9 protein-coding genes and 1 riboswitch are annotated in these 12,026 nt (G+C 57.3%); of the genes, 6 read left to right on the plus strand and 3 right to left on the minus strand.

Annotation, left to right across the window (positions count from 1 at the left end):
• Nucleotides 1-16: 16 nt before the first annotated feature.
• Complete coding sequence (locus IB265_RS36505; RefSeq protein WP_210334514.1) at nucleotides 17-289, minus strand: hypothetical protein; 273 nt, start codon at nucleotides 287-289, stop codon at nucleotides 17-19.
• Nucleotides 290-358: 69 nt separating this feature from the next.
• On the opposite strand from IB265_RS36505, the gene IB265_RS36730 reads away from it, so the two are divergent.
• Nucleotides 359-1,981, plus strand: coding sequence for a hypothetical protein (locus IB265_RS36730; protein ID WP_246805945.1), 1,623 nt, complete (start codon nucleotides 359-361; stop codon nucleotides 1,979-1,981).
• A 70-nt stretch (nucleotides 1,982-2,051) separates the two neighbouring features.
• Here the strand turns inward: IB265_RS36730 and IB265_RS14635 are convergent, their stop codons facing one another.
• The gene (locus tag IB265_RS14635) at nucleotides 2,052-3,947 is read right to left on the minus strand and encodes a TonB-dependent siderophore receptor (RefSeq protein WP_192494864.1); all 1,896 of its coding nucleotides are present in this window, start codon (nucleotides 3,945-3,947) and stop codon (nucleotides 2,052-2,054) included.
• 185 nt (nucleotides 3,948-4,132) lie between these two features.
• Nucleotides 4,133-4,327: riboswitch (cobalamin riboswitch) on the minus strand.
• 318 nt (nucleotides 4,328-4,645) lie between these two features.
• Here IB265_RS14635 and IB265_RS14640 point away from each other — a divergent pair.
• Nucleotides 4,646-5,506, plus strand: a complete 861-nt coding sequence (locus tag IB265_RS14640; protein ID WP_192371193.1) for a LysR family transcriptional regulator — start codon at nucleotides 4,646-4,648, stop codon at nucleotides 5,504-5,506.
• Between the two features lie 388 nt (nucleotides 5,507-5,894).
• On the opposite strand, the gene IB265_RS14645 is transcribed toward IB265_RS14640, so the two are convergent.
• The gene (locus IB265_RS14645; protein WP_192371192.1) at nucleotides 5,895-7,181 is read right to left on the minus strand and encodes a dicarboxylate/amino acid:cation symporter; all 1,287 of its coding nucleotides are present in this window, start codon (nucleotides 7,179-7,181) and stop codon (nucleotides 5,895-5,897) included.
• A 287-nt stretch (nucleotides 7,182-7,468) separates the two neighbouring features.
• Here IB265_RS14645 and IB265_RS14650 point away from each other — a divergent pair, with 287 nt between their 5' ends.
• From IB265_RS14650 to IB265_RS14665, 4 genes are all read left to right on the plus strand, one after another.
• Nucleotides 7,469-8,503, plus strand: a complete 1,035-nt coding sequence (locus tag IB265_RS14650) for an HlyD family secretion protein (RefSeq protein WP_192371191.1) — start codon at nucleotides 7,469-7,471, stop codon at nucleotides 8,501-8,503.
• Nucleotides 8,500-10,122 (plus strand): MFS transporter, encoded by a 1,623-nt coding sequence (locus IB265_RS14655; RefSeq protein ID WP_192494865.1) that lies wholly within the window; start codon nucleotides 8,500-8,502, stop codon nucleotides 10,120-10,122. Before IB265_RS14650 ends, IB265_RS14655 begins: the two co-directional genes overlap by 4 nt.
• 249 nt (nucleotides 10,123-10,371) lie before the next feature.
• On the plus strand, nucleotides 10,372-10,725 hold the full coding sequence (locus IB265_RS14660) for a hypothetical protein (protein ID WP_192371189.1): 354 nt from the start codon (nucleotides 10,372-10,374) through the stop codon (nucleotides 10,723-10,725).
• Nucleotides 10,726-11,133: 408 nt separating this feature from the next.
• The gene (locus tag IB265_RS14665; RefSeq protein ID WP_192371188.1) at nucleotides 11,134-11,862 is read left to right on the plus strand and encodes a sensor histidine kinase KdpD; all 729 of its coding nucleotides are present in this window, start codon (nucleotides 11,134-11,136) and stop codon (nucleotides 11,860-11,862) included.
• Nucleotides 11,863-12,026: the final 164 nt, after the last annotated feature.

Raw genomic sequence — 12,026 nt, forward strand, 5'->3', positions numbered from 1 at the left:
TTTGCACGCCGATGGTTCAACGCCGAAGGAAATGGACTTGCGCAACCTGGTTAAGACGCGCTTCGCCCACGAAGGTCTGCTCGACAGCTGGGCGATCCACTGTGCGACGAAGCTTGGCATTTGGAAACGCAAGCTGACGCCTGGTGGTACGGCGGTCTTCGGCGGGCGAACCGAACTTGAGCGCCGACGCAAGGGTCTGATTTCGCCGGACGAATGGAAGCGCAAGAGACTGCACCCGTTCGTCAGCTTCGGCGATCGGCAGAAAGCGCGCGGAAACCAGAATATCCATCTGATCGACGAGACGGCGGTTGTCGTCAAAATCGGCCGCAAGGAGAGCGGCGGCCGCTCGGGAAAGACGGTGACGCGCACGGCCGCTCTTCATCTCGCACGCATGACCGGAAACCGCGGCATCATCATGCGGCAACTGACCGCGATATGTGCTCAGAAGGACGAAGCCGACCGCATCAACGTCACCTTCTCGATCTCCGACACGCATGTCAGCGTGACCTTCGATCCGACGGATCTGCCGAACCACCCGCAGCGGCGGCGTCCGGTGGTGCCGATCAAAGGCCGCTGCCTCGGCATCGACCTCAATCCCAACTGGATCGGCCTGGCCGCGGCATCGAACACCGAAGATCAGGGATCGGTGGGTAAAACCAGGCTGCTCGAGCATGCCCTGGTGAAGCTCGATATGCCGAAGAATGCTTCCGCCGAACTGGTGCGCGAGACGCTGGCGGCGGTCTGCGACCGCGCCATCTCGATGGCGCGCAAGCACCGCTGCGGCACGATCGTGCTGGAAAAAGGGCTCGGCACGTTGCGGTCGAGCGGCAAGAACCGCACCCTCAACAGGCTGTTGAATTGCTGGGCAAGAACGGTGTTCGTGCAGATGCTGCAGCGTCGCGCCCGGCTTGCCGGGATCGATGTCCTTGAGGTCTGGGCGGGGTATTCCTCGACCATCGGAAACCTCGCATACGAAGCCCCCGACGCCTGCGCGTCGGCAACAGAGATCGCCAGACGGGGCATTGTCCGTCTGGCTGGAATGAAGGACGTCCTGCCAGCGCTTGAGGAAGGGTGCGTTTCCCGTCTATGGAAGAATGGGAAGGTGCCCGCCGAACTCGGCTCATGGCAAGACGTTCATCGGACAATCAAAGCGGCGAAGATTGGCTACCGCCGCCCGCACCCCGACGTGCCGCTCGGCGCACGGGGTTCCGATGTCCACGGGACGCACATGTTCTGTGGGCATGCGGTCGTCCGCCTTGCCAGACGTCAGCGTCCGGGACTTCTGTTCCGGCTGACACCTGCCAGGCCGGACGCAGCAGTTCGGATTTTCGCTCAATGTGGACGTGTGCCCTCCCCGGCTCTCCACACGAAAATCCGAATAGCCGAAAAAGCTTCGTTTGACGTATCCGCCATCCTGGCGACCGCCGAGCGCCTGAAATACACCTCTGGCGTCAAACAAGTCATTTCAAAACTGATAGAAGAGCCTTCCGAGGACTTCGTACGCCTTGTTGCTGGTTCTGTCTACGAGGGCCGGATTACCGCGCAGGTTAAAAAGATGTTGACGGGAGTCGTGCGAACCGCATTCCGAGATGTGATCATGGTCCCGGTCAAGAACCGCCTTTCGAGCGCACTCGCGGACACGGAGGAAGTCATCGAAAAAATTGACGAGCCCGTTGAGGAGGAACCCGAAGTCGTGACGACAGAGGAGGAGCGCGAGGGATACATGATTGTGAAGGCGATCGTGCGCGATACGATCTCGTCGAAACGAGTGGTGATGCGCGACCAGAAATCCTATTGTGGCATTCTTATCGACAATAACAATCGAAAGCCGCTCGCGAGGCTACATTTCAACCGCTCGGTCAAATACATCGGGCTCTTTGACGGTGAGTCCGAGGAACGGTTGATTATCGACTCGCTTGACCAAATTTACGATCACAGCGACCGCTTGCGGGTTACGGCGAAAAAGTATTTCGCAGAATAGTCTGCCACCGCACGTGTCGACATAGGAGGCAGTCTGTCCGCCGCCTCTTTGCCCTTTGCCTTTTCGTAAGTCAGAATGAAGCCGACAATCCGGCGAAAGCAGTCAGACCGGGCGACGACTTGAAGCCATAGACTTCCCGGTAGTCTCGGTCGAACAGATTGTCGACGCGACCAAACATTTCCAAGGTGTCGTTGATTTTCAGGCTGCCGCCGACGTTCAAAAGCGAATAGCCAGCCATCGTCACCCGCGGGGGTACAGCGGTCGCAAAAACCGTGTCGACAGTCCTGCCATTGAATACTGCCTCGGCGAAGACCCTCGCGCGGTCGTCATAAAAAACGTAGTCCGCTTTGACCGAACCGATGTGGCGGGGGCGACGGGCTTCAGCGAGACGCGGCCCGGTGGCGGCTGTCTGTTCGGTCGCGTCGGTGTACGTATAAGATGCGGTCATCGTGACGCCGTTGAAGAAATCGAAGGTCGCCGAAACCTCCATGCCTTGGCGGAGGCTTTCGCCGTCGCGGTTGATCGGCCGCGCGATGAAATCCGCGTCGTAGACAGTGGCGATCTCGTTCTCCAGATTTTGGTTGAAGTAGGTAAGGTCTACTACGAGGCCCCCCTCATTGAAGCTTTTCTCAACCCCGATGTCGTATCCGAGGCTCCGTTCCGGCTGCAAATTTGGATTACCGATGAATCCTCCGGGAAAATAGCCGAACTGTTCATAGAACGTCGGGTTGGTAACGCCGGTTCCGACTGAGGCATGAAGCCGCATGTCGCTGCTCGGGATTTGCCACGCCGCGCTTGCAGTCCAGGTTCCCGTATCACTGAAACCGCTGTTCCAGTCCTGCCTCGCACCGAAGTTTAGGTGGACTTGATCAAAGAACTCTACCCGATACTCGCCAATAAGGGATTGCGCGTCCCGTCGAAAAGTCTCCTCCAAATGGGAGGGTGAAAACCTTTCGAATTGCCATGCGTAACCGCCGGTCACTTGTTGGATCACCTGGTCCGTATCGTCGAAACGATAGGACGCTTGATAGCTGCCCCTATAACGGTTTCCGTCGTCCGAACTGTTTCCGTATTCGTCGGAGTGCCTGGATTGATAGATATCGGTGCCCGAGAAAAGGATCTTCTGTGCCAGCGCGTCGTCCAGGGACGAATTGGTGATCCCAACCGACCCGAAGAGTTCCTGGTTCTTGGTGTAGTCGTCCGCGTCGTAGGTCATCGCGGTGTCCCAGTCTTGCGGGTCACTCTCGCTGCGACGATTTACGCCCCGAACCGTGCCCTCCATAGTCGTATCCGGCGAGAGATCGATTGTGAACTTGCCGTTTAACGTACCATTCCTGCCGCCGTCCTCTTCGTCACCCGCACCCGAAATGTTGAAGCCGTCCGTGTGCATAACGGTGCCGGATAGCCAATAGTCATAGGTGTCACGGCCCCCGCCGGCGGAGATTGTCGATGTGACCGAAGCGTTGCTGCCGATTTCCGTGCGCGCAGTAGACCGAACGGAATCGCGCTCGCCGCGCTTGGTGACGATGTTGATCACGCCTGACATGGCATTAGCCCCCCAGAACGCGCTTTGCGGCCCGCGCAGAATTTCGATGCGTTTTATGTCGTCGGTAACCAGGCCTCCGAAGTCGAATTCACCCTGCCCAACGTCGTTGGCGACCACGCCATCAATGATCACCAGCAGTTGATTGCCCTCCGCGCCGCGCACACGTACCTGCGTTAAGCCACCTGAGGAGCCCGTGCGAGATACTGCAAATCCCGGCACAAGGCGTAGCGCATCCGCGACATAGCGGACCTGATGCTTCTCCATCTCCTCCCCCGAGATCACGGTGACGGCACGCCCGGATTTCTCGAGCTCCACGGGAGTCAATCCGTCCGTAACGACAATCGCTTCGAGCTCTGTCGGCTCGTCCGCCTGGTTAGCATCCCGAGCAAAGCTCGGCTCCCATGCGGCGATGAGGAGCATCGCAGCTCCGGTCAGAAAAATCCTCATAATCTCCCTTCAGGCAGGGCCTGACCTGCACGGCTTTCCTCCGCAGAAAAGAAGTGACAATGGTAACAACCGTTCCCATCGACCGTCCTTCAACACGGCAACATCTTCGACAATGTCACCGCTACGGGCGGCCGCGCTCGGACACTCCCCGTATCCTTGCATGGGTGACCAACACAGGCAGGTCTCCTGACTTCCGCGTCCCCGCCAGTCTCGCCCTTCCCGCTTGACGCAGTGGGCTGATGAGACAAGCTCGGCGGTTACAGTTGCGGGGGCAGCCGTGGGATTGACATCGACTATGCCTCACCACGTTCCCTTTTCATCCGTCATGCGGAACCTGTGCCGTAGCCGACCAATAAAGTCGGCGACGAGTCGCGACAAGAGTGTATGGCTAGTTTTTCCATACGTGCACGCTCTTTAAGCATACATTCCTGCGCATACATCTTGCAATTTGCCGCGTCTTCGATATAGGATCGGCTGCGCCCGGAAAGTTTGTTGCTCCTTGCGAGAACGCGGACCAACACCCTCACGCGACGAGGCACGATATTCCTCTCCTGCGTAGGCTGGGCGCCGTCGTTAACCGTGTCGCTAGATACTGACCGGTTGGAAAACCAGAAACCGGCGAAATCTGCTTGGCCGACGGGCAACGGATCAACCACAATTGCGATCACACCATGAACCTCGACCTTCTCGATACCTTCCTGGACTTGCTTGAGACAGGCAATTTCCGGCGCACATCAGAGCGACTTGAAACAACGCAGCCGGCCGTAAGTGGCCGCATTAAGACACTAGAGCGAGCCGTGGGCGCCCAACTATTTCACCGCGGGCGAGCGGGTGCAGTTCCGACTTCGGCCGGTATCAGGTTCGAGAAACACGCTCGCGCCATCAAAGCGGGCTGGGCGCATGCGCAGCACGATATCGGAGGCCTGGAACACTATGATGGCCCTCTACGCATCTCAGGGCCGCTAAGCTCGATAGGGACGCTCGTTCTGGACTGGATCGAGGAGTTGCACATCATCAACGAACGACTGGAATTGGTACTGCATTCTGGCCACTCGTCCACCGTCATGGCGGATCTCTCCGGTGGCAGGATTGATATCGGCATTGTATTTTCGCCCAAATGCTTGCCGGACCTTAGCATCGAGGAGACCGGCGTCGAAAAATTTCAGATGGTGTCGACGGAGTTCGACAGGCTTTCCGATGTGACTTCGAGAAGTTATATCCGCGCTAGATACACGACATATTTCGAGCGGATGCACACCGAGCTGCTACCGGGGCTCACTCGATCTGCTATCGCCGTGGATCACGAGGACCATGCAATCGGCATTCTGAAACGGCGTGGTGGAACTACGTATCTCCCGCACCAGACCGTCGAAACCTTGTCCGGGTCCGGCATGTCAGTGCGTCTTGTAGAAGGCGCGCCGGAGATTAAGCAGCCGGTTTACGTCGTGACGCAGAGACACCGCAGACACGAGTCACTTATTGACACAGCTGTCGATGCGCTCAAAAGCGTTACGCCGAGAGAAGGCTTATGAGCCGGTCCTGCTGAAGGCCAACTCTCCCATCCGTCGCGTCATGGGATGGCCGGTTATACCATTCGACTGCGTTCCTGGCAGGAAGATCCGGGCGGAGTGGGGCTGGTCGACCGCATCGGTAAAAGCCAAAGCACCTACGATGAGAAGCTGAGCAATTATTATTACAACGACAAAACCCGCAGACGATCCGGCTTTATTTTCTTTTGGATATCTGCGCATTGTCATCACCTAGTCTTACTAAGACTAAATGATAACTCAGCTGCGAAGTTTCATAATCTATACATCAGTTTGCATCGACAGGAATTTACGGAAGATTGCGCACGCTGTTCTTACGCCTTTCGCAAAAGGGCCAGCAGGTGTAGCCGGGTACGCTGCGTAACACCGCGTCTTATTGACCCGAAAGCGCAGCTTGCAATTCAACGGCATCCAGCTCCCGCTCCCAACGGGCGATGACAATAGTCGCCACCGCATTGCCGATGAGATTTGTCAGCGCGCGGCATTCCGACATAAAACGGTCTACTCCCAGTATCAATGCCATGCCGGCCACGGGGACTGAGGGAACTACGGAGAGCGTTGCAGCCAGAGTGATGAACCCCGCACCGCTCACCCCGGCGGCACCTTTCGAACTCAACATGGCCACCAGGAAAAGCATGATCTGATCCCCCAGGCTCAGTGGAGTATCAGTCGCTTGCGCGATGAACAGCGCCGCAAGTGTCATGTAGATATTGGTCCCATCCAAGTTGAAGGAATAACCTGTGGGCACCACGAGACCGACGATCGGGCGCGCACAACCAGCCTTCTCCAACTTGGCCATCAAGCCGGGCAAGGCGGCTTCGGACGATGATGTTCCGAGAACGAGAAGCAACTCTTCTTTGAGATAAACAATAAGCTTGAAGATGGAGAATCGGTTGAAATGCGCGACGGCGCCAAGGACGAGAACAACGAAAAGCAATGCGGCTAAATAGAAGGTTCCCACCAGAAAGGCCAGATTCCCAAGGGCGGAGATCCCATACTTCCCAATGGTGAACGCCATAGCGCCGAAGGCACCGATTGGGGCGAGCCTCATCAACATTGACGTCATCCGAAAGATCGGCGCCGTCAGGGCGTGCAGCAGATCAAGAACAGCATGCCCCTTTTGTCCTACGGCTCCGAGCGCAAGTCCAAACAAGATGGAGATGAACAATACCTGGAGGATATCACCTTGAGCGAAAGCTGCGACAATCGTGTCAGGAACGATGTTCATCAAGAAACCAACGATTGTCATCTCGTGGGTTTTGACGGTGTAAGCCGCGATCGACCGCTCATCGAGCGAGCTTGGGTCGATGTGCATGCCACCTCCCGGCTGCAACACGTTCGCAATCAATAGCCCCATCACAAGAGCCAGGATGGAGAAAGTCAAAAAATAGACGAATGCTTTGACTGCCACACGGCCAAGCTTCTGCGTGTCCGACATGTCAGCGATGCCTGTGGTGACAGTCAAGAAAATGACCGGCGTGATAACCAGCTTGACGAGTTTGATAAAGAGGTCCCCAAGGAATTTCAAACTACTGCCGAGCTCGGCATCGAGGTACCCGAGCAATATACCCGCCACTATCGCGATTAAAACCTGTGTATAGAGGTGGCCAAAAACACGAGGCCGCTGGTCCGCGGCGATATCTACAGTAGGCATCATCATCAGTGTCAGCTCTCGGTATCATGGAGACCTTTAGCGATCTGCATGACTTTTAAGGGGCTTTCATCAAAGCGTGAAACCCCCGCCGATGATACCAATCTTTTGTATAGTCGACCGCCCGTTGACCTCCCGCTACGATCTTAAACCGGCTCGTTGCTCACATTTTTTGAACCCGTGCGGTTGGGCTAGTTGGCGCGTCTTCTGCGTCCTTCAGTGCCCATCTGATCGCCTTGACTGGTAACGCAAGTTACCGTAAGAGGCCTTGGTAACAAACATTACCGGAGGGCGTCGTGGCGCAACTCAAAAAGAGACAAGTGATCGGCCTCCTACTTTGCCTCGGCTCAGCGGCAGTCGGAGCTGGAGGGTGGGCCTGGGCTCGCTCGTCGGGCGCAACATCGACTGACAACGCTTATCTTCGCGGAGACCTCACCTCGCTTGCACCGAAGGTCTCGGGCTACATCACCGCGGTACAAGTCAAGGACAACGAAACCGTCCACGCTGGCGACGTTCTGTTTCGGATCGATGAGCGCGACTATCGCGCCCGTCTTGCCCAGGCGGTCGCCAACGTGGACGCAGCTCAGGCGCGCTTGACGAACGTCGATGCAGAGACCGAGCTCCAGCACGCTCTTATCAAACAGGCAGAAGCTCAGAAACGCTCGGCAGAGGCTGAGTTGGACCTTGCAACAAAAGCATACGAGCGTCGTCGCGAACTCATCCGAAGCAATACAATCAGTCAAGCCCACGTGGATGAGAGCGACGCAGCGCGGACGAGAGCTGAGGCGGGCGTTTCGGCGGCCTCAGCAACCATCGAGGCTCAGCAGCAACGGATCGCAGTACTCGCGGCCCAACGGGAAGCGGCCGTTGCGGCCGTTTCTCAGGCAGAGGCGGCTCGTGATCTTGCACAAATCGATCTTGAAAGCACTGTTGTACGTGCGCCGGTGGATGGCGTCATCGGCAACCGCCAGGTCCGCGTTGGCCGATTTGTGTCTCCCGGTACGCCTCTCCTGGATATCGTTCCTGTAAACGATGTCTGGGTGGTTGCAAATTTCAAGGAAACCCAATTGGAATACATCCAGCCCGGCCAGAAGGTACAAATTACGGTCGATGGTTATCCAAACGAACGCATTGAAGGCGTGGTAGACAGCTTCGCACCCGGCAGCGGATCCGCGTTTAGCCTGCTGCCCACCGACAACGCCACGGGCAACTTCGTCCGCGTGGTGCAGCGCGTTCCCGTCAAAATTCGGTTTACCAACAATCCGTTACCGGGTCGTTTGCTACCCGGACTGTCTGCCCGGGTCTTCGTTGACCAAGAAAGCGGTTCATGACAGCGGTCACACAAGCGCCCCCAGCTCTCGATAAAACGTCGTCTGGTGCGGCGCTAATAGCGGGCATAATGCTGGCTGCTTTGACGGAAGCGATCGCCAGCACTGTCCTGTCGCTCGGGCGCGGCGACATCATCGGTGACGTATACGCAACTCCCGACGAATTCGCGTGGCTGGATGTCGGATACACGGCTCTCAAGCTAATCGGGTTCCTTGCCGCACCCTTCCTTATGAACCGCCTCAATCCACGCGGTCTGGTCATTGGCGCCGCGTTGGCGATGGGCGTCGCATGCGGGATAGCGGCCCTTACCACTCGGCTAGATGTCTTGATCACGCTCCGCATAGTGCAGGGCTTCGCCGGAGGCACCCTGCTCGCCGGCGGACAAGCGTTGATTTTTCTAAGCTACTCGCGCTCTAACCAGCCGCTTCTTCAAGCGCTCTTCGCTGTCGGGTCCGTTGTCGCGCCAGCAACAATCGCGCCTGCCCTTCAGGGTTGGTTGCTCGACAGCGAGTCATGGACCTGGATATTTTTCAGCGTGGTACCAATAGCGCTCGCGTCGGCGGGTCTGATGCTGGTAGAAGAGACTCCGATGGCTGAAAGGCGCCCGCTGCGTCCATTCGATGGGGTCGGGTTTCTGCTGATCTCCCTGTCTGTTTGCTGCCTGACCTATGTGCTTAGCCAAGGAACCCGCTGGGACTGGTTCGAAGAACCCCGCATCCTTTGTCTGGCTGTCATCGGGATCGCCGCACTTTTGATGTTCTTGGGACAACAGGTGCTGGTAAAGGACAGGGGCTTGTTGGACTACACGGTATTTCGATCAGAGGACTTTTGCTTCGCGTTCATCGTGAGCTTTGTCGCAGGCGCCGCGTTGTTTGGAAGCGCCTATTTGATCCCGTCGTTTGCCGTTTCAATCCTTGCATTCACGCCTACTGACGCAGGACTACTGCTCTTGCCGAGTGGCGGACTTTTCGTCTGCGCGCTGCTTTTCGCCGCTTTCCTTATGCAAGTCCGCCGGGTTCCTCCTTTTGCGACGGTTCCCTTCGGCATCTTGTTGATCATGGGCTCAATGTGGATGCTATCCGGGTCCACCGCCGAAAGCGGTACGGATACGATGATGCCGGCGATCCTGCTTCGAGGTCTTGGTCTCGGGTTTCTATTCCTTTCGATCACGTTGATTGCGTTTGGCAAGCTCAACGAGAAAAACCTCGTGTCGGGCATCGGTTTGTTCAATGCCGGAAGGCAGTTCGGCGGATTGATCGGAGTCGCTGCTCTTCAGACACTCATCGACCACAATGTGGCCTGGAACTTCTCGGTTCTCGCTGCAAACGTCACGGGGGGCGGGACAGCGGTCATTCAACGAATGACGACCACGACGGCGATGTTGATTTCTAAGGGGATGGATGCCGCACAGGCGGGCCGCGCCGCCGTAGGCCTCCTCGGCAGGTCCGTATCGGGGCAGTCGGCAGTGATCGCGTTCGACACCGCATTCAACGCGGTGGCTCTGTTATTTGTCGTCGCCGCCCCTTTCCTGATCGCCGCGAAGATCGGGCTCACACGCCTCGCCAAGGCACGCGCGGCAAAAAGCACCCCTTCGATACAGACAGAGCGCCCCACCCCGTAGCACCGTCAGACATGCCCCAGTCGCGGTTTCGACAATAGCCGGCCGGCCAACCTCCCCGCCACGAGAGCGGCGGAGCGTGGCGGAGAGACTGTCCGGCGATGCCGATCCAACTATCCGATGGACCACCACCTATCGGGAGGAACCGACCCACACCTTAGTACAGTGCCATGATGCACCTGTAGAATAGGCTCCCCGAACCAATAAGCGCATCCTGTTCCTTACAAAACGCAAGTATCCGTGGAGGAAAGAATGCGCAATGTCCTCGGAACCACGCCGCCCGCGACTTTCCTAGCCACGGTGTTTATCGCCTCGGTCCTAGCCCCCTGCCCGGCTCATCCCCATGACGCCGTTCCCACCAACGCTAAACCGCAGGGATGGAGCTATCCATACTCGTGCTGTTCCGGGATCGACTGCCGCCAAGTGAGCGAAGAGGCGATCAGCGAACGCCCTGAAGGCTACGTTATCAACGGTACCGGCGAGGTCGTCACTTACAAAGACCATCGGGTCAAGTATTCACCCGACGGCGTATACCACTGGTGTTCTGTCGCGGGCGCGGAGCACAGCAAGACGATTTGCCTGTTCGTTCCGTCGAAGAGTTTTTAGGAAATCTCGGACGCGGGCCGATGTCGAATACATTGGAGCGCCTTTTTCGCGTCGCTCCTTTCTAAACTAGCGCTTAGATCAGTCGTGAAGACTCCATCTCCTGGAGCGTTATACGCCTCAGGCGGCAATCTTCGGCTGGAGATTCACTATGAAGACCGTCCCGGCAATCATACACATCTTCGCACTGTGCACCTGCTTTGTGATGCAGGTCGCCGCCCCACAATCTGCGAGAATGCCCGGCGTTCGTCGCGCCATCCAGACGATCGAAAACACCTGCGCAACAAACACAGTCAAACGAGCGCGAGAAGGTTGCCAGCCAGCCCAGTATAGTGGCCTGAAAGATCGCTGTTCGCGCGATGAATTGGGCTCGTACATCAATCAATGCAGCCACATTTAGAGGTAACGCACATGAGCGGCTTACTGACTGCTATAACGACCGGCAACAATCACGCTTCATTTAACCTGCGGCGCACCAGCGATTTCCAAGCCACCCTTCTGGCGATGGCCGGTCACGACCTGCGACAACCACTGCAGGTCATTCAGAGTGCCTACGAATGGCTCGGCGACCGTATCGCAAGTAATTCGGACAAAGCGCAATGGGAACGCGGAGAACGTGCGATCGGTAGATTAGCCGAGCAGCTTGACCGCTTGGTCGGTGCTTTACGGCTCGTCGAACAAATCGATACCATAGAAATTTCCCGCGTGCCGCTCTGCCCCTTGTTTCAACGAATAGCCGCGGAAAACGAGCTATTCGCGCGTGAAAAAGGCGTCGATATCCGAGTCTGCGCCACGCATTGCAACGTGATGAGCAATCCGGTGCTGCTGGAAGGCATCATGCGAAATCTCGTTCGCAATGCCGTCAAATACACGGGCCGAGGGGGATCTGTTTTGATCGGATGTAGGTCTGCCGGACATGAGATGCGGCTCGACGTTTACGATACTGGGATCGGTATAGCGCCCCATCAGCTACCAAAGATCTTCGATGCGTTCGAAAGGCTCGATACGACGCACGTGGACGGCCTCGGAATAGGATTGTTTGTCGTGCGTCGCGCCGTCGACCTGCTGGGCCACCGGGTCGAGGTTCGTTCCGAGGTCGGCCGTGGGTCTCGTTTTTCAGTCTTTGCGCAAACCAGCTGACCCTCATAGATCTCAATCGCATTTGCCGAGCTTTTCAGGCGCTGGTTCCCCTGACATTTCCTCGCCGTCCGACTTCTGCTCGCTTTGGTAACGATGGACTGTTCGGGGGCGTTCGCAAAGCTAACTCATGGTATGGGCGGTGGACCGTCGGAGGCTTTGCCGCA

Origin of the sequence: Ensifer sp. ENS10 (assembly GCF_014852025.1) — a bacterium.
Classification (GTDB): domain Bacteria; phylum Pseudomonadota; class Alphaproteobacteria; order Rhizobiales; family Rhizobiaceae; genus Ensifer.